The 17,320-nt window shown below is 64.8% G+C and carries 15 protein-coding genes; 6 read left to right on the top strand and 9 right to left on the bottom strand.

Translation table 11 applies throughout. The features are described from left to right. The first annotated feature begins 187 nt into the window (after window positions 1-187). The 4 genes from CXQ81_RS30255 to creD all read left to right on the top strand — a co-directional run bounded on the left by CXQ81_RS30255 (window position 188) and on the right by creD (window position 4,500). Window positions 188-688, top strand: a complete 501-nt coding sequence (locus CXQ81_RS30255; protein WP_038575213.1) for an ATP-dependent zinc protease — start codon at window positions 188-190, stop codon at window positions 686-688. 59 nt (window positions 689-747) lie between these two features. After that, window positions 748-1,428, top strand: a complete 681-nt coding sequence (creB, locus tag CXQ81_RS30250; protein ID WP_062824395.1) for a two-component system response regulator CreB — start codon at window positions 748-750, stop codon at window positions 1,426-1,428. Further along, window positions 1,428-2,849 (top strand): two-component system sensor histidine kinase CreC, encoded by a 1,422-nt coding sequence (gene creC / locus CXQ81_RS30245; RefSeq protein ID WP_101339312.1) that lies wholly within the window; start codon window positions 1,428-1,430, stop codon window positions 2,847-2,849. Before creB ends, creC begins: the two co-directional genes overlap by 1 nt. Window positions 2,850-3,123: 274 nt before the next feature. Then, entirely contained in the window at window positions 3,124-4,500 is a 1,377-nt protein-coding gene (gene creD, locus CXQ81_RS30240) for a cell envelope integrity protein CreD (protein ID WP_101339311.1), read from the top strand. Window positions 4,501-4,703: 203 nt separating this feature from the next. On the opposite strand, the gene CXQ81_RS30235 is transcribed toward creD, so the two are convergent. Continuing rightward, window positions 4,704-5,333, bottom strand: a complete 630-nt coding sequence (locus CXQ81_RS30235; protein ID WP_101339310.1) for a glutathione S-transferase — start codon at window positions 5,331-5,333, stop codon at window positions 4,704-4,706. Between the two features lie 111 nt (window positions 5,334-5,444). Between CXQ81_RS30235 and CXQ81_RS30230 the strand changes: the two genes are divergently transcribed. After that, window positions 5,445-5,867, top strand: a complete 423-nt coding sequence (locus CXQ81_RS30230) for a hypothetical protein (RefSeq protein WP_101339309.1) — start codon at window positions 5,445-5,447, stop codon at window positions 5,865-5,867. Here CXQ81_RS30230 and CXQ81_RS30225 read toward each other — a convergent pair. From CXQ81_RS30225 to CXQ81_RS30195, 7 genes are all read right to left on the bottom strand, one after another. Further along, window positions 5,845-6,033, bottom strand: a complete 189-nt coding sequence (locus CXQ81_RS30225) for a hypothetical protein (protein WP_092419578.1) — start codon at window positions 6,031-6,033, stop codon at window positions 5,845-5,847. The genes CXQ81_RS30230 and CXQ81_RS30225 overlap by 23 nt on opposite strands. After that, window positions 6,030-7,163, bottom strand: a complete 1,134-nt coding sequence (locus tag CXQ81_RS30220) for a PepSY domain-containing protein (RefSeq protein WP_101339308.1) — start codon at window positions 7,161-7,163, stop codon at window positions 6,030-6,032. The genes CXQ81_RS30225 and CXQ81_RS30220 overlap by 4 nt, the downstream gene beginning before the upstream one ends. A gap of 63 nt (window positions 7,164-7,226) precedes the next feature. Beyond that, window positions 7,227-9,656: a TonB-dependent siderophore receptor gene (locus CXQ81_RS30215; RefSeq protein WP_101339307.1), complete on the bottom strand. Its 2,430-nt coding sequence runs from the start codon at window positions 9,654-9,656 to the stop codon at window positions 7,227-7,229. Between the two features lie 179 nt (window positions 9,657-9,835). Beyond that, the gene (locus CXQ81_RS30210; protein WP_101339306.1) at window positions 9,836-10,822 is read right to left on the bottom strand and encodes a FecR domain-containing protein; all 987 of its coding nucleotides are present in this window, start codon (window positions 10,820-10,822) and stop codon (window positions 9,836-9,838) included. Next, a complete protein-coding gene (locus CXQ81_RS30205) occupies window positions 10,819-11,337 on the bottom strand; it encodes an RNA polymerase sigma factor (RefSeq protein ID WP_007926037.1) in 519 nt (172 codons plus the stop codon). The genes CXQ81_RS30210 and CXQ81_RS30205 overlap by 4 nt, the downstream gene beginning before the upstream one ends. Before the next feature lie 275 nt (window positions 11,338-11,612). Continuing rightward, entirely contained in the window at window positions 11,613-12,320 is a 708-nt protein-coding gene (locus CXQ81_RS30200) for a PolC-type DNA polymerase III (RefSeq protein ID WP_101339305.1), read from the bottom strand. After that, the gene (locus CXQ81_RS30195) at window positions 12,317-14,257 is read right to left on the bottom strand and encodes a putative nucleotidyltransferase substrate binding domain-containing protein (protein WP_101339304.1); all 1,941 of its coding nucleotides are present in this window, start codon (window positions 14,255-14,257) and stop codon (window positions 12,317-12,319) included. The genes CXQ81_RS30200 and CXQ81_RS30195 overlap by 4 nt, the downstream gene beginning before the upstream one ends. 253 nt (window positions 14,258-14,510) lie before the next feature. On the opposite strand from CXQ81_RS30195, the gene CXQ81_RS30190 reads away from it, so the two are divergent. Beyond that, the gene (locus CXQ81_RS30190; RefSeq protein ID WP_009045922.1) at window positions 14,511-14,957 is read left to right on the top strand and encodes a response regulator; all 447 of its coding nucleotides are present in this window, start codon (window positions 14,511-14,513) and stop codon (window positions 14,955-14,957) included. A 112-nt stretch (window positions 14,958-15,069) separates the two neighbouring features. Here the strand turns inward: CXQ81_RS30190 and CXQ81_RS30185 are convergent, their stop codons facing one another. Next, entirely contained in the window at window positions 15,070-17,259 is a 2,190-nt protein-coding gene (locus CXQ81_RS30185) for a malate synthase G (protein WP_101339303.1), read from the bottom strand. Window positions 17,260-17,320: the final 61 nt, after the last annotated feature.

The following is a 17,320-nucleotide window of genomic DNA, read 5'->3' as shown; positions in this document are numbered from 1 at the left end:
GCGCCATGATAAGCACCTTCGCCGGGCAGGCCAAATCCTGATGTGCTGACGAATGTTTCACGTATACCGGGATATGCTGGCGGTCAATTTCGCCGATCGTGGCGGCTGCGGGTTTTCTCGCGGGCCGAACCAATTGCCCGGCCACGGTCTAAAATCCTGCTGCCCACTTTCCAAGGAACCTGCTCACGTGAAATCCGTCCTTGCACTCCTGTCCCTGCTGGCGCTGCCGGTCATGGCCGCCGAGCCGACCCTCTACGGGCGCTACGAATACATTCAACTGCCGGAAATCGGCGAAACCCTCAAGGCCAAGATGGACACCGGCGCCCTGACCGCCTCGCTGTCGGCCAAGGACATCGAGACCTTCACCCGCGATGGCGAGGAGTGGGTGCGTTTCCGCCTGGCGACCAAGGACGCCGACGGCAAGGTCTACGAACACAAGGTGGCGCGGATCAGCAAGATCAAGAGCCGCGCCGATGAAGACGAAGACAAGGAAGAGGCCCAGGTGGCCAAGCGTCCGGTGGTCGACCTGGAAATGTGCCTGGGTAACGTCAAGCGCACCGTCGAGGTCAACCTGACCGACCGCAGCAGCTTCAACTACCCGCTGCTGATCGGCGCCAAGGCCCTGCGCGAGTTCGGCGCCGCCGTGAACCCGGCCCGGCGTTACACCGCGGACAAGCCCGACTGCTGATTGACGGCGCATGAGGCATCCGGCACCGTTCTGGCACTTACCTCCCGTGCTTGGATGCCATGCCTCATATCCTGATTGTCGAAGACGAAGCGGCGATTGCCGATACGCTGATTTTTGCCCTGCAGGGTGAAGGTTTCAGCACCACCTGGCTGAATCTCGGGCAGGCGGCGCTGGACTATCAGCGCCATACACCGGCGGACCTGCTGATTCTCGACATTGGCCTGCCGGACATCAGCGGCTTCGAAACCTGCAAGCAACTGCGGCGCTTCAGCGAGGTGCCGGTGATGTTCCTCAGTGCCCGGGACGGTGAAATCGACCGGGTGGTGGGCCTGGAAATCGGCGCCGACGATTACGTGGTCAAGCCCTTCAGCCCGCGCGAGGTCGCCGCGAGGGTCAAGGCCATCCTCAAGCGCATGGCGCCGCGAGCGGTGGTCGAGGCGCCGGCCTCGCCGTTCCAGGTCGATACCGACAAGTTCCAGATCAGCTACCGCGGCCAGCTGCTAAGCCTGACCCGCCATGAATTCCGCCTGCTGCATTGCCTGCTGGAGCAACCCGAGCGGGTGTTCAGCCGCGAGCAGTTGCTCGATGCCCTGGGCGTGGCGGCGGATGCCGGCTACGAGCGCAGCATCGACAGCCATATCAAGAGCCTGCGGGCCAAGCTGCGACTGGTGACGGCCGATGCCGAGCCGATCCAGACCCATCGCGGCCTGGGCTACAGCTACAGCCCGGGGCACAGCTGATGCCGTTGGGAATCCGGATTTTCCTGGTCTACGTCCTGTTCGTCGGCCTGACCGGTTATTTCGTGCTCAGCACCGTGATGGAGGAGATCCGCCCGGGCGTGCGCCAGTCCACCGAGGAAACCCTGGTGGACACCGCCAACCTGCTGGCGGAAATCCTGCGCGATGACTTCAAGGCCGGCACCCTCAGCGAGAACCGCTGGCCGCAGCTGCTCAAGGCCTATGGCGAGCGGCAGCCGGCGGCGACCATCTGGGGCCTGCCGAAGAACCAGGTCAACCACCGCATCTACGTCACCGACGCCCAGGGCAAAGTGGTGCTGGACTCCAGCGGCCTGGCGGTCGGCCAGGACTATTCGCGCTGGAACGACGTGTACCTGACCCTGCGTGGCCAATACGGCGCGCGCTCCTCGCGCAGCGTGGCCGATGACCCGAACTCCTCGGTGATGCATGTCGGCGCGCCGATTCGCGACAACGGCCGGATCATCGGCGTGGTCACCGTGGCCAAGCCCAACAGTTCCCTGCAACCCTACGTCGACCGCACCGAGCGCCGCCTGCTGTGGTACGGCGCCGGCCTGATCGGCCTGGGCCTGCTGTTCGGCGCCTTGCTGTCCTGGTGGCTGAGCGCTGCCCTGCGCCGCCTGACCGGTTATGCCCAGGCGGTCAGCGAAGGCCGTCGCGCCGAGCTGCCGCACTATCGCGGCGGCGAGCTGGAACAGCTGGCCACGGCGGTGGAGGACATGCGCACCCAGCTGGAGGGCAAGGCCTATGTCGAGCGTTATGTGCACACCCTGACCCACGAACTGAAAAGCCCGCTGGCGGCGATTCGCGGGGCGGCGGAGCTGCTGCAGAGCGAGATGCCCGGCGAACAGCGCGCACGTTTCGTCAGCAACATCGACAGCGAAAGCGCGCGCATGCAGCACTTGATCGAGCGTTTGCTGAACCTGGCGCAGGTCGAGCAGCGCCATGGCTTGGAAGAGCGGGAGGCGGTGCCGCTGGCGGACCTGGCGAACCAGGTGCTGGACAGCCAGAAGGCACGGATCGAGGGCAAGGGCCTGCAGGTCGAGCAGCGCATCGACCCGGGGCTGAAGCTGTCGGGAGAAGCGTTCCTGTTGCGCCAGGCCCTGGGCAACCTGCTGGAAAACGCCCTGGACTTCACCCCCGCCGGTGGCGTGCTGCGCTTGAGCGCCAGCCGGGCGGGCGACCAGCTGCGGTTGAGCCTGTTCAACCAGGCCGAGCCCATCCCGGACTACGCCCTGGCGCGCCTGACCGAACGTTTCTACTCCCTGCCACGGCCTGATAGTGGGCGCAAAAGCACCGGCCTGGGGCTGAACTTTGTCGAAGAAGTGGTGCAGCTGCATGGCGGCCAGATGCGGATCGGCAACGTGGCCGGGGGCGTTGAAGTGACCTTGCAGTTCCCGGCCTGATTCCCTGCGTGTACCGTTTTGCGGCTGCTTCGCAGACCGATCGCAGCCTTCGGCAGCGGCTGCACAGACTCCGTGCATCCTGTAGCCGCTGGCGCAGCCTGCGATCGGGCGCGAAGCGGCCGCCAGATCTGCCAGCCACCCCATCTCTATGGGGCCACCGATAGACGCTCCTGCAAAGGGCGAGGGGCAATCTCCACACAGTCTCCACACAGCCCCCATAAAACCCCCACATGGGCTGCCCAGACTCTCCCTCATTCGAACAGGGAGAGAACCCATGAATCGCAATCTGACCATAAAGCTGGGGGCTATCGCCCTTTTGATCCTGGGGCTGCTGGTCCCGCTGTTGATGATCGACGGGCTGATCCAGGAGCGCCAGGAACTGCGCGACGGTGTGCTGACCGATATCGCCCGCAGCTCCAGCTACAGCCAGCAACTGAGCGGCCCGCTGCTGGTGGTGCCTTATCGCAAGGTGGTGCGCACCTGGAAAACCAACGAGAAGACCAACACGCGTTACCAGGAGCTGGGAGAAGAGCGCGGGCAGCTGTATTTCCTGCCGGAGCATTTCGAACTCGATGGCCAGGTACGGACCGAATTGCGCGCCCGGGGGATCTACCAGGCCCGGCTGTTCCATGCCAACAACCGCATCAGCGGCCAGTTTGCGCTGCCCGAGCAATTGGGGATCAAGGAAGACTTCGTCGACTACAAATTCGAGCAGCCGTTTCTCGCCGTGGGCATCAGCGACATTCGCGGCATCGAACAGGCGCTGGCCCTCGAACTGAACGGGCAGAACCTGCCTTTCGCGCCCGGCAGCCGGATTGACTGGCTTGGGGAGGGGGTACACGTCAATCTGCCGCTGCTGGACGGCAAGCGCAGCACCGACCTGGACTTCGCCTTCGATCTGCAATTGCAAGGCACCGGCCAGTTGCAGGTGCTGCCGGTGGGCAAGACCAGCAAGGTGCGCCTGCGTGCCGACTGGCCTCATCCGAGCTTTATCGGCAACTACCTGCCGGCCCAGCGTGAGATTTCCGACCTGGGTTTCGCCGCCAACTGGCAGACCTCGTTCTTCTCCACCAACCTGGAAAGCGCGTTGATCAATTGCCTGGCCAGCGGGCAGTGCAAGGAGTTCAAGAACCGCTCCTTCGGCGTGAGCTTCATCGATCCGGTGGACCAGTACCTCAAGAGCGACCGTGCGATCAAATACGCGCTGTTGTTCATCGCCCTGACCTTTGCCGGCTTCTTCCTCTTCGAGGTGCTCAAGAGCCTGGCGGTGCACCCGGTGCAATACGCCCTGGTGGGCGTGGCCCTGGCGTTCTTCTATCTGTTGCTGCTGTCGCTGTCGGAGCACATCGGCTTCGCCCTGGCCTACCTGCTGTCGGCCGGTGCCTGTGTGGCGCTGATCGGCTTCTACGTCAGCCATGTGTTGCGCAGCCTGGGCCACGGCCTGAGTTTCGCCGCCGGCCTGGCCGCTTTGTATGGCCTGTTGTACGGCTTGCTCAGCGCCGAGGATTACGCGCTGCTGATGGGCTCGCTGCTGCTGTTCGGCCTGCTGGGTGTGTTCATGGTGCTGACCCGCAAACTCGACTGGTACGGCGTAGGCCAGGCCAAACCGGCCCAGCCGCTGACGTTCGAGGCGCAGGTGGCCCATGAGTAGGTCGTTGGGGTTGCGCGAGGACCAGCAGGCAGCGGAAGCCTTGCTGGCATGGATAGTCGGGTTGCTGCCTGAAGCACCGTGGGGCGGCCATCGCGAGCAAGCTCGCTCCTACAGGTTTCGCGGTGTCCCATGTAGCGAGCTTGCTCGCGATAGGGCCGGCCCGGCCACCACCGCACTTCAGGTGATGACCGCGCCCGGGGCCTTCAAACCGGCGGCTGGGTCGCCAGCATCGAAGGGCGTCGACTGACCTCGGCGTACCAGGCCGCCAGTTGGGGCTGGGCGTCGCGCCACCGCAGGTCGGGGTGGCGGAAATCGAGGTAACCCAGGGCACAGGCGACGCCGATGGAAGCGACGTCGAAGTGGCTGGCCAGTTCGGCGATCGCATCGGCCTCGAGCACGGCCAGGGCGCGGCGGATCTTGTCGCGCTGGCCATCGAGCCACTGCTCCCAGTGTTTCTCGGGGGTGCGCAGGGCCAGTTCGTAACGGATCAGCACCGAGGCATCGAGGATCCCGTCGGCCAGGGCCGCCAGGGTCAGGCGCCGCCAGCGGGCCGAGCCTTCGCGGGGGATCAGCGGGTTGCCTACATGCTGCTGGTCGAGGTAGTCGAGGATCACCCGGCTGTCGTACAGCACGTTGCCGTCGGCCAGGCGCAGGGCGGGAATCTTGCCCAGCGGGTTGTCCTGGTTGAGGGCGGTGTCCGGGTTCACCGGGGTCAACTGGCTGGCTTGCAGGGCCACGCGGTCCAGCTGGCCGGTCTCGTGCAGCAGCACCATGACTTTGCGCACATAAGGTGATGCCGGGTTGTGGAACAGCGTCATGCTGGGGGTGGACATGAATATTCCTCGAAGGTGGAAGTGGAGCGCAGGCTCGCTGCCCCGGGGATCTTAACGCAGCCTCTGGCCCCGGCCACAGGGGCGGCATGCAGGACAGACAAGGAGTGATGAATGCGCAGGTGTTATTTTCGACACGGGTTGTACAGCCTGGTCCTGACGCTGTCGGGCGCGCTGGCGGTGTACCTGGCCTTGCAGTACGAGTTTCGTCGCCACGGCGAGGGTGAGCCGGAGTTGATCATGGCGTTCGCCTACATGGCCTGGTACTGGGCGCTGCCGGCGCTGGCCCTGCCGGCCCTGGGTTGTGCCCTGCTGAGCCTGCGGGGCCCCGGCCCGGTGACCCGGCCCTGGCGCTGGAGCCTGGCGGCGAGCTATGTACCGCTGCTGGGGCTGGCGCTGTTCTGCGTACTGGTGGCCGCCGAGGCGCAGCAGGAAAATCGCGTATTCATCCCGGTGCTGCCGATCGGCCTGGGGCTGGCGCTGTACCTGTGGCGCGGTTTTCCCGCCGCCGGGGTCAGGCCGGGGGCGGGTGGTTGAACAGACCCCGCAATGCGATCAGGGCCGGGGCGCCCAGGCCGAGCCAGCTCAGGGCGTCCCAGATGCCGTCGCCGAGCAGCGCGGAGAACAGCCCCGCGGCACAGAGCACGGCAATGAACAGCGGCGCGCCGAAGACCTTCCAGAAATTCGATTGCCGCGGCCTCATGGCGCCACCGCGGCGGGTTCGCCCAAGGCCGGCCGGGCCGCGCGGCGCCGCACCAGCCACAGGTACACGCCGCTGCCCAGGACAATGATGGTCAGCACATCCAGGGTCGCCCAGAGGATCTTCATCGGCAGGCCTCCGTAGTCGCCGAAGTGCAGCGGTTGCGACATGCCCATGGCGTCCATGTACCAGGGACGTTCGGCCACCGCGGTGACCTCCAGGGTGCTGGCGTCGATCAGCACCGGGGTCAGCAGGTGCGAGGTCAGGTGGGTGTTGCCTTTCATGAACACCGCGTAGTGATGCTCGCTGGAAAAACGTGTGCCGGGGAAGGCGATGAAGTCCGGCTGCATGCCCGGCGCCACCTCCTTGGCGATCTCCAGCAGGCGGCTGGCCGGGGCCGGTCGGGTCAGTGGCGGGGCCTCGCGGTAAGGCTCGATCATCGCGCTGAGGCTGTCGTTGCGCCAGGCCGCGATCAGCAGGTCGGCGCAGGCGCTGATCACCCCGGTGACGCCAACCACCAGGGCCCAGGTCAGGGTCACCACGCCGATCAGGTTATGCAGGTCCAGCCAGCGCAGGCGGGTGGACTTGTCCTGGCGCACCGTGGCGAATTCCAGCCGGCGCATGAACGGCAGGTACAGCACCACGCCAGAGACGATCGCCAGCACGAACAGCAGCCCCATGAAGGCCAGCAGCAGCTTGCCCGGCAGGCCGGCGAACATATCCACGTGCATGCGCAGGAAGAACATCATCAGCCCGCCGTTGGCCGAGGGCGTCTCCACGGCTTCGCCGGTGCGCGCGTCGAGCATGAAGGTGTGGGACGAGTTGGGCTCGGTGCCGGCGGTCCTGGCCATGATGGTGAGCACGCCGTTGGGGTCTTCCTCGTCCCAGCCGAAGTACTGCATGACCTCGCCCGGCCGATGGGCCTCGGCGGCGCGCACCAGCTGCTGCAGGTCCAGCTGCGGGGTGTCGGCGGGCATTTCCCGCAACTGCGGAGCGTCACCCAGCAGGTGATCGATCTCGTGGTGAAAGATCAGCGGCAGGCCGGTCAGGGCCAGCATCAGCAGGAATACCGTGCAGATCAGGCTGGTCCAGGTGTGGATAAAGGACCAGCGGCGGATGGTTTTGCTTTTCATTTCTTAGCCTTCAGACACAGCAAAGCCGTCCTTGCAGGACGGCCTGGTTGTTAACTCAGCCGATTACCACTGATAGGTGGCACTGGCGACCACGCTACGCTGATCGCCGAAATAGCAGTAGGAACCATCGCAGGTGGACAGGTAGTCCTTGTCGAACAGGTTGGTGGCGTTGAGTTTCAGCGACGCGCCTTTGAGGCTGTTGTCCAGGCGGCCCAGGTCGTAATGCACGGCAGCATCGAACACCGTGTAGGCATTGGCCTTGCCCAGCCAGGTATTGGCCTGGTCGCCGTAGGTGTTGCCGGTATAGCGGGCACCGGCGCCAATGCCGAAACCGTCGAGCACGCCGCTGTGCCAGGTGTAGTCGGTCCACAGGGAGGCTTGCTGGTTGGGCATCAGTTGCAGGCGGTTGCCTTTGTAGATGCCTTTTTGCACCTCGGACTTGGCCAGGGTGTAGGCGGCGATGACCTTGAGGTTGTCGGTCACGTCGGACACGGCTTCCAGTTCCAGGCCTTTGACCTTCACTTCGCCGGTCTGGTTGGTGACCGACTCGCCACCGGCACCGATGCTGGTTACCAGCACGTTTTTCTGGGTCAGGTCGTAGACCGCCGCACTCAGCAGGGTGTTGGAGCCCGGCGGCTGGTACTTGATGCCCAGCTCCCATTGCTTGCCTTCCGTGGGCTTATACGACTCGGTCGGGGAGACGCTGGCGTTGCTGGCGGGCTGGAAGGATTCGGCGTAGGACAGGTACGGCACCAGGCCCGAGTCGAACACATAGCTCAGCGCCGCGTTGCCACTGAAGTTCTTGCTGCGGTCGGTGTTGGTCACGTCGTTCTTGTTGAAGTACGTGGTGCCCTGGTGCACCCAGTCTTCACGCCCGCCCAGGGTCAGGCGCCATTTGTCCAGGGCCATCTGGTCCTGCACGTAGAGGCCGGTCTGCACGGTTTTCTGGTTGTAGTCGTAGTAAGCGCTGGAGCGCGCCGGGCGCACGATCGGCTGGCCATAAACCGGATTGAAGATGTTGGTGGTCCCGCCGTCGCCGTAAATCGACAGGTAGGAAGTGTCGGTCCGTTGGTGATCCAGACCGATCAGCACGGTGTGGGTGATGTCGCCGGTGGCGAAGTCGGCCTGGAAGTTGTTGTCGACCGCGAACTGGCTGATGTCCTCGTCCACGTTGGTCGAGGTACGGCTGATATTGCCTGCCGCGTCAGCCGGGGAGTAGGCGTAGGAACCCACGGTCAGTTGCTGGAAGGACAGCTCCGATTTGGTGTAGCGCAGGTTCTGGCGGAACTGCCAGACATCGTTGAAACGGTGTTCGAAGGCATAGCCCAGGGCGTAGTAGGTACGGTCGTAGAACTCGTAGTCCGGGTCGCCGAGGTTCTTGTGATGGGAGACGTCGCCCAGTGGCGATTTGATCTTGGTGCCCTGGATCGGCATGAACTGGCTGGTCGCCCCGGTGTCGTCGCGGGTGAACTGCGAGAGCAGGGTCAGCTTGGTATCGGTATCGATGTTCCAGGTCAGGCTGGGGGCGATGTTGTAGCGCTTGTTGTCGATGTGATCGACCTGCGTACCGGCATCCCGCACCACGCCGCTGAGGCCGTAGAGGAACTGGCCTTCATCGTCGATCTTGCCGGTGCTGGCGAAGTTGATCTGGCGGTAGTTGTCGCTGCCGTACTGCAGCTGAATGGCATGGCTCGATTCCGCGCTGGGACGCCGGCTGACCATGTCCAGCAGGCCGCCCGGAGGGGTCTGGCCGTAGACGGAGGAAGCCGGGCCGCGCAGCAGGGCCAGGCGGTCGAGGTTCCAGGTCTCCGCTTTCGGGTTGGCATACACACCGCGGGGCAGCGGCAGGCCGTCGAGGAATTGGGTGGGCTCGAAGCCGCGCACGCGCATCCAGTCATAACGGGTGTCGCTGCCGTAGCTGGCGGAAACGATACCGGGCATGTAACGCACGGCATCGTCCAGATTCTGCACGTTGCGGTCTTCCATCTGCTGGCGGGTCGCGACGGAAATCGAACGCGGCGCTTCGACCAGCGAGGTGTCGGTCTTGGTGCCGGCGGCGGTGCGCGTGGCGAGGTAACCGTCCACCGGCCCCCAGGCACTCTCATAAGCCTGCTGGCCGGTGATGCTGGTTTCCGGCAGGGCCACCACACCGTCGGGAATCGCCACCAGGCTGTAGGTGCCGGCACTGCTTTGTTCCAGTTGCAGGCCGGTGCCGCGCAGGGCCTCGCGCAGGGCGCCGGCGGCGTCGAACTGGCCCTTGACCGGGGCCGAGGTCTTGCCGGCGGCCAGGCTCGGGTTGAGGCTCAGGGCCAGGCCGGCCTGGCTGGCGATCTGGTTCAGGGTGCTGGCCAGGGGCGCGGCCGGCAGGTTGTAGGCGCGCACGCTGGACGCCTGTTCGGCGGCGATCAGCGGGGTGCTGGCCAGCGGGGCGCAAAGGGCAATCGCCACGGCCAACAGGCTGGGGCGCAACAGGGTGTCTAGCGAGCGGGACATACAGCGGCTCCTGGATGGAAACATTTCTCAATTGCCTATGTGCCGGACGAGATTCAAAAAGTGATAGGGCGGACTGAAAATAATTTCGATTCACGAAAGCAAGAGGGGTATTTCAGGTTGGGGCAGGCGGCGTCAGTTGGGAATTTTCGCGAGCTTGCTCGCGATAAAAATCGTGCCGCCTAGGGCTTGGCCTTGCTCTCGGCCCGCGCCACCAACGTCACCCACCAGGGCGTATGCCGCTCGATTGCCACGGGCAGCGTCGGCAGCAGCGCGCTCAGGGCCAGGTCGGTGTCGTGCAGCGGGAAGCTGCCGGTGATGCGCAGGTCGGCCACCTCGTCGGCCACCCCCAGATGGCCGCGGCGGTAGCGCCCCAGTTCGCTGACCAGGTCCGCCAGGCGCGCGTTGTCCACCACCAGCATGCCGCGGGTCCAGGCGTCGGCGCCGGGGTTCAGGGCCAGCAGCGGGCCGAGGCCGTCGCGGCGTATCAGCACCTGCTGGCCTTCCTTGAGGATCTGCTCGTCCTGGCTGGATTCCGGCCGCGCGGCCACGGCCGATTGCAGCACGCTCAGGCGCGTGCCCTGTTCCTCGCGCTTGACCAGGAAGCGCGTGCCCAGCGCGCGCATATGGCCTTCGCGGGTTTCGACGATAAAGGGGCGGGCGTCGTTGTGGCCGGTCTCGACCAGGATCTCGCCTTCCTGCAACACGATGCGTCGCTGCTTTTCGTCGAAACGCACATCCACGGCGCTGTGGGTATTGAGGTTGATCACGGTGCCGTCGGCCAGGCGCAGGGTGCGCTGCTCCCCGGTGGCGGTGCGCTGGTCGGCGAGCCAGTAATCCAGCTGGCCGTAACGGTCGCCGGCGAACAGGGCCAGGCCCAGCAGCAGGGCGACGCTGGCCAGCCCGCTGCCGAGCTTGCGCACGCGCCGCCGGATGCCGTCCCGCGATTGCAGCAGGGCGCTGCGGGCCGGGCCGCTGGCGACGCTGAAACGCTGGTCGAGCATGCCCAGCTGGCGCCAGGCGCGGGCGTGTTCTTCATCAGCGGCGTGCCATTTGGCGAATTCTTCGCGGGCCATTGGGTTGCCTTCGCCGGAATCCAGCGACAACTGCCAGGCAATCGCCGCGTCCAGCACCCGGGCGGACACCGGTTTGGCGTTGAGCGGGCTCATGCCGGCTCACCGTACAGGGCGACGTAGCACTGGCGAATGCCCTGGGCCAGGTACTGCCTGACCCGCGGCACGGACACCCCGAGGCGTTCGGCGATTTCGGCGTGGCCGAGGCCGTCGAGGCGGTTATAGAGGAAGGCGGCGCGGGCCTTGCTCGACAGCTTGCCCAGCAGGCGGTCGATGGCCTTGAGGTCTTCGAGGATCGATTGCTGTTCTTCCGGGGAGGGGTGTTCCTCTTCCGGGATCAGCATCAGTTCGGTGAGGTAGGCCTGCTCCAGCGCGGCGCGGCGGAAGTAGTCGAACAGCAGGCCCTTGGCGATGGCCACCAGGAACGCCCGCGGCTCGCGCGGGGCTTTCAGTTCGTCGCGGCCCAGCAGGCGGACGAAGGTGTCCTGGCTCAGGTCCTCGGCCCGTTGCGGGCAGGCCACGTTGCGCCGCAGCCAGGCCAGCAGCCAGCCGCGATGGTCGCGATACAACGCACCAACGAGGTCACTGTGGGGGCTTTGGGCTGACGGCACCTGGGTATCCCAATCGAGAAGTTGAAACTAACGAGAATTATTCGCGATTGTGGCAGGGCGCAAAGAGCCGCGCAATGGGCGCCGGTCGGCGGGGTGGATAGCCAATGTTTCGGGCCGATACCTGTAGCCGCTGCCGAGCAACGCGAGGCTGCGACCGGCAACGCAGTTGCCGTAAAGCCTGGGCTTGCAGTGTGTCAGGCAGAACGCGCTGCCCCCGGCCGGCGACCGCTATGCGCTCGATCGCAGCCTTGCGTTGCTCGGCAGCGGCTACAGGGTCAGAAGGAGTGGCTCTGCTGCCGGCGTTTCCATTGGCTGAGCCGTTGTTGCAGGTTCAGCGGGCTGTGGATCTGCTGCTGGCGGGCGCGGCTGAACAGGATCAGCGCCAGCTCGGCGGTGGCCAGGGCGTCGGCGGCGGCATGGTGGCGTTCGCCGGCGTGCAGCTTGAAGTAGCCCATCCAGTCATCCAGCCCGGCTTCGCGGATATGCGCCTGGGGGTAGAGCAGCGGGGCCATTTCGGCGACGTCGAGGAACGGATGCTGCAGGCGATAACCCAGGCTGTCCTTCAGCGCCCGGCCGAGCATGTGCTGGTCGAATGGCGCATGGAAGGCCAGCAGCGGGCTGTCGCCGACGAACGCCATGAAATCCAGCAAGGCTTCCACCGGGTCGCTGCCGGCGGCGATCGCGCTAGGGCCGAGACCGTGAATCAGCACGCTGGGGCTGAGCTTGTGATCGGTACGCTGCAAGGTGCGCTCGAATTGCTGGCTGAAGTCGATGGCGCCGTCTTCTATCACCACCGCGCCAATGGACAGCACCTGGTCGCGATTGAGGTTGAGCCCGCTGGTTTCCAGGTCCAGCACCACCCAGCGCTGTTCGCGCAGGCTGCATTCACCCAACGCCGGGGCGACGGGCAGGCCCTCGCGGCGTTGTTGCTGTTCGGCGCTGAGTACCGCGCTGGCCGGGCGCAACCAGGCGAACAGGCTCATAGCTGATACCTCAGCGCCAGGCTGCTTTGCAGGCGCTGGGCCTGGCGCATCGACTCGCGCAGGATCCGCCGGTCCAGGTGATTGAGGCTGTCCGGGTCGACGCGGTTGGAGTAGGGCAGGTTCTGCCGGGTCTGCAATTGGTGCTGTTGCATGCGGGTCTGCTGGATGAAGTGATAAGCCTCTTCATACGCGGCGCCGTCAAGGGTTTCGATGACTTCCCTGGCCACCAGCTGGCGCAGGCGCTCCAGGGTGTTGTTGGCATCGATGCCATTGGCCAGGGCCAGCAGGCGCGCACCGTCGACGAAGGGGGTGAGGCCCTGGACCTTGAGGTCGAGGGTGGCTTTTTCGCCATTTTTCCTGGCCAGGACGAACTCGCGAAAACGCCCCACCGGCGGGCGCTGGCGCAGCGCGTTCTCGGCCATCATGCGCTGGAACAGGCGGTTGTCGCCGACCTGGTCGAGGATGCCGAGGCGCAGTTGCGCGCAGCCCTGCTCGTCGCCCCAGACCACCCGCAGGTCGAAATAGATGCTCGAACCTAGCAGGTTCTCCGGCGTGGCCTCACGGATGAAGGCGGCGAAGCGCCGTGCCCACTCGGCGCGGGACAGGCACAGCTCGGGGTTGCCGGCCATGATGTTGCCCTTGCACAGGGTGAAGCCGCACAGCGCCAGGCTCTGGTTGATCTGCTGCGCCAGGGGCAGCAGCTTGCCGCGAATCTCTGCCGCATGAGCCGCGTCGCGCGCTTCGAACAGGATGCCGTTGTCCTGGTCTGTGTGCAGGGTCTGCTCGCGCCGGCCTTCGCTGCCGAAACACAGCCAGCTGAACGGCACGCCGGGGTCGCCCTTGTCGGCCAGGGTCAGCTCGATGACCCGGCACACGGTGTGGTCGTTGAGCAGGGTGATGATGTGGGTGATCTGGGTCGAGGACGCGCCGTGGGCGAGCATGCGCTCCACCAGCTGGCCGATCTCGCCGCGAATCGCCACCAGGTTGTCGATCCGTGGCGCGTTGCGGATGGTCCGCGCGAGGTGCACCAGGTCGACCCGTTGCAGGGAAAACAGGTCGCGCTCGGAAACCACGCCGCACAGGCGCTGCTCTTTGACCAGGCAGACGTGGGCGATGTGCCGTTCGGTCATGGCGATGGCGGCGTCGAATGCGCTGTGGTCCGGCGAGAGGGCGAACGGCGCCTGGGTCATGTGCCGTTCGATACCCTGGTTGAAGTCGCTGGTGCCGTCGGCCACCACCTGGCGCAGGTCGCGCAGGGTGAAGATGCCGAGCGGCGCCTTGTGTTCATCCACCACCACGATGCTGCCGACCTGCTGGTCGTGCATCAGGCTCACGGCTTCGCGCAGTGGGGTGGACGGGCTGCAGGTCACTGGGTGGCGCATCGCCAGTTCGCCCAGCCGGGTGTTGAGGGAGTATTGGGTGCCGAGGGTTTCCACGGCTTTTTGCTGGACCTGCTGGTTGACCTGGTCCAGCAGGCTGCTGACGCCGCGCAAGGCGAAATCGCGAAACACCGCGCAAAGGGCGAACAGCTTGATGAAGGCCGGCTTGTTCAGTTGCAGGCAGAAGGTGTCCTCGGCCGCCAGGTGTTCGGTGCGGGTGGCGCGCTCGCCCAGCAGCGCGGCGAGGGGGAAACACTCGCCTGCGGTGATCTCGAAGGTGGTTTCGGTACCGCCCTTGAGGGCGTGCTGGCGCTCGCCGACCACCCGGCCCTGCTTGACGATATAGAAGTGTTCGACCGGTCCGTCGGCGGGTTTGATGATGCTTTCGCCGGGGCCGTAGAAACGCAGTTGGCATTGCTCGACCAGATACGCCAGGTGAGCGTTTTCCATCTGATTGAAGGGGGGGAACCGCTGGAGAAACTGCATCGTGCCGTGGATGTTCTGCAACACCGCGGTTTTCCCTGCCTGGGTGAAGGCATCCGCTTTACTCATAACCATTACCGCAGTCTTTTTGGATTTGTCGTGGTCGGGTCTTGGGTCATGGTCGGTCCCACGCTGCCAGGTGCCCATTGGACGTAAGTCTAGGTAGCGGCTCTGCACCTGTTAATTCGCTTCAAGCAGGTGTCAAAACTGTGAAAAAAGTACTTATCCGGCCTCTTGGAAAAAAATCCGACGAAGTGCACATTGGAGGCCTGCTTAGCGATGTCTGACCACTGTGCTAGGGGATCGATTTGAATATGTAGAGAAAGCCATGTCCGACCACGATATTTTGAGTGATGCCGAGCGCGAGGCGTTGAACGCCGTGATGCTCGAGCCCGATCTGCCGCCCCAGCGCGTGTTGATCGCCGATGATGACAAGGATGCCCGTGAGTTGCTGTCGGAGATTCTCGGACTGGATGGCATTCGCTGCATGACCGCAGCCAGTGGCAAGGCAGCACTGGAACTGTTGAACTCGAACAAATCGATCGGACTGCTGATCACCGACCTGCGCATGGCCCCCTGCAACGGCCTGGATCTGATACGCCAGGTGCGCGAATCGGAGCGGGCGGCGTTGCCGATCATTATCATTTCCGGGGATGCCGATGTGCGTGACGCCATCGCGGCCATGCACCTGAGCGTGGTGGACTTCCTGCTCAAGCCGATCGACACCGGCAAGCTGCTGGCGCTGGTCAAGCATGAGCTGGGAGTGGTGCGCTAGGAGCAGGGTGTCCCCTGTAGGAGCGAGCTTGCTCGCGATAAGATTCCCCGGCAGAAACACAAAAGCCCTGGTCTCGCGACCAGGGCTTTTTCTTTACCGCGTCAACGCAGGATCACAGGCCGTTGTGGGCCTTGAACTCGCGACGACGACGGTGCAGCACCGGCTCGGTGTAGCCGTTGGGCTGCTTGGTGCCTTCGATCACCAGTTCGACCGCCGCCTGGAAGGCGATGTTGCTGTCGAAGTTCGGTGCCAGAGGACGGTACAGGGTGTCGCCGGCGTTCTGCCGGTCCACCACGGGCGCCATGCGCTTGAGGCTTTCCATGACCTGGGCTTGGGTGACGACGCCATGGCGCAGCCAGTTGGCGATGTGCTGGCTGGAAATACGCAGGGTGGCGCGGTCTTCCATCAGGCCGACATCGTTGATGTCCGGCACCTTGGAACAGCCGACGCCCTGGTCGATCCAGCGCACCACGTAACCGAGAATGCCCTGGGCGTTGTTGTCCAGTTCGTTCTTGATCTCTTCGGCCGACCAGTTGGTGTTGCTGGCCAGCGGGATGGTCAGGATGTCGTCCACCGAGGCGCGGGCGCGCTTGGCCAGCTCGGCCTGGCGGGCGAACACATCGACCTTGTGGTAGTGCAGGGCGTGCAGGGCCGCGGCGGTGGGCGAGGGTACCCAGGCGGTGTTGGCGCCGGCCAGCGGGTGGGCGATTTTCTGTTCGAGCATGGCGGCCATCAGGTCCGGCATGGCCCACATGCCTTTACCGATCTGCGCGCGGCCTTGCAGGCCGGTGCTCAGGCCGATATCGACGTTCCAGTTCTCGTAGGCGCCGATCCACTTGGCGGCCTTCATCTCGGCCTTGCGCACCACGGCGCCGGCTTCCATGGAGGTGTGGATTTCGTCGCCGGTACGGTCGAGGAAGCCGGTGTTGATGAACACTACGCGCTCGCTGGCGGCCTTGATGCAGGCCTTGAGGTTGACCGTGGTGCGGCGCTCCTCGTCCATGATCCCGACTTTCAGGGTATTGCGCGGCAGTTCCAGCACGTCTTCGATGCGCCCGAACAACTCGTTGGTGAAGGCGGCTTCTTCCGGGCCGTGCATCTTCGGCTTCACGATGTACACCGAGCCGGTGCGGCTGTTGGTGCGCGAGGTGTTGCCGTTGAGGTTGTGGATCGCCGCGAGGCTGGTGACCAGGCCATCGAGGATGCCTTCCGGCACTTCGTTGCCTTGGCTGTCGAGGATCGCGTCGATGGTCATCAGGTGACCCACGTTGCGCACGAACAACAGCGAACGGCCGTGCAGCTTCACACTGCCGCCGTTGGGCGCCGTGTATTCGCGGTCGGCGTTCATGGTGCGGGTGAAGGTCTTGCCGCCCTTGGCCACTTCTTCGGCCAGGTCGCCCTTCATCAGGCCGAGCCAGTTGCGGTAGATCACCACCTTGTCGTCGGCGTCGACGGCGGCGACCGAGTCTTCGCAGTCCATGATGGTGGTCAGGGCGGCTTCCATCAGCACGTCCTTGACGCCGGCGGCGTCGGTCTGGCCAACCGGGCTGCTGGCGTCGATCTGGATTTCGAAATGCAGGCCGTTGTGTTTCAGCAGGACCGCGGTCGGTGCTGCGGCATCGCCGTGGTAGCCGATCAGTTGGGCGTCGTCGCGCAGGCCGCTGTTGCTGCCACCCTTGAGGGCGACCACCAGCTTGCCGTCGACAATCTTGTAGCCGGTGGAGTCGACATGGGAGCCGGCGGCCAATGGCGCGGCTTCGTCGAGGAAGGCGCGGGCGAAGGCGATGACTTTGTCGCCGCGCACCTTGTTGTAGCCTTTGCCTTTTTCCGCGCCATCGGCTTCGCTGATGGCGTCGGTGCCATAGAGCGCGTCGTACAGCGAGCCCCAGCGGGCGTTGGAGGCGTTGAGGGCGAAGCGGGCATTCATCACCGGGACCACCAGCTGCGGACCGGCCATGCGGGCGATCTCGTCATCGACGTTTTGCGTCGTGGCCTGGAAGTCCGCCGCTTCTGGCAGCAGGTAACCGATGTCTTGCAGGAAGGCTTTGTAGGCGATCGGGTCGTGGGCCTGGGCTTTCTCAGGAGCTCTACGGGCTTGGTGCCAGGCATCGATACGCGCCTGGAAATCGTCGCGTTTGGCGAGTAGGGCTTTGTTCTTCGGTGCCAGGTCGTGGATGACCTTGTCGGCGCCGGCCCAGAACGTGTCGGCGGTGAGGCCGGTACCGGGAATGGCTTCGTTGTTCACGAAGTCGAACAGGACTTTGGCGACCTGCAGGCCACCGACTTGAACGTGTTCAGTCATTGCTTGCCTCACTCTGCTCAGCTATTTCGCTTTTCAGCTCTTCAAATTGACAATGAAGCCT

It is taken from the genome of Pseudomonas sp. 09C 129 (assembly GCF_002843625.1).
Lineage (GTDB): Bacteria > Pseudomonadota > Gammaproteobacteria > Pseudomonadales > Pseudomonadaceae > Aquipseudomonas > Aquipseudomonas chlororaphis.
This window is presented reverse-complemented; position numbering and strand designations above follow the sequence as displayed.

Coding starts and splice junctions, on each gene's coding strand:
- creB (WP_062824395.1), top strand. CDS start 748: ATGCCTCATATCCTGATTGTCGAAGACGAAGCGGCGATTGCCGATACG.
- creC (WP_101339312.1), top strand. CDS start 1,428: ATGCCGTTGGGAATCCGGATTTTCCTGGTCTACGTCCTGTTCGTCGGC.
- creD (WP_101339311.1), top strand. CDS start 3,124: ATGAATCGCAATCTGACCATAAAGCTGGGGGCTATCGCCCTTTTGATC.
- CXQ81_RS30235 (WP_101339310.1), bottom strand. CDS start 5,333: ATGTCCACCCCCAGCATGACGCTGTTCCACAACCCGGCATCACCTTAT.
- CXQ81_RS30230 (WP_101339309.1), top strand. CDS start 5,445: ATGCGCAGGTGTTATTTTCGACACGGGTTGTACAGCCTGGTCCTGACG.
- CXQ81_RS30225 (WP_092419578.1), bottom strand. CDS start 6,033: ATGAGGCCGCGGCAATCGAATTTCTGGAAGGTCTTCGGCGCGCCGCTG.
- CXQ81_RS30220 (WP_101339308.1), bottom strand. CDS start 7,163: ATGAAAAGCAAAACCATCCGCCGCTGGTCCTTTATCCACACCTGGACC.
- CXQ81_RS30215 (WP_101339307.1), bottom strand. CDS start 9,656: ATGTCCCGCTCGCTAGACACCCTGTTGCGCCCCAGCCTGTTGGCCGTG.
- CXQ81_RS30210 (WP_101339306.1), bottom strand. CDS start 10,822: ATGAGCCCGCTCAACGCCAAACCGGTGTCCGCCCGGGTGCTGGACGCG.
- CXQ81_RS30200 (WP_101339305.1), bottom strand. CDS start 12,320: ATGAGCCTGTTCGCCTGGTTGCGCCCGGCCAGCGCGGTACTCAGCGCC.
- CXQ81_RS30195 (WP_101339304.1), bottom strand. CDS start 14,257: ATGGTTATGAGTAAAGCGGATGCCTTCACCCAGGCAGGGAAAACCGCG.
- CXQ81_RS30190 (WP_009045922.1), top strand. CDS start 14,511: ATGTCCGACCACGATATTTTGAGTGATGCCGAGCGCGAGGCGTTGAAC.
- CXQ81_RS30185 (WP_101339303.1), bottom strand. CDS start 17,259: ATGACTGAACACGTTCAAGTCGGTGGCCTGCAGGTCGCCAAAGTCCTG.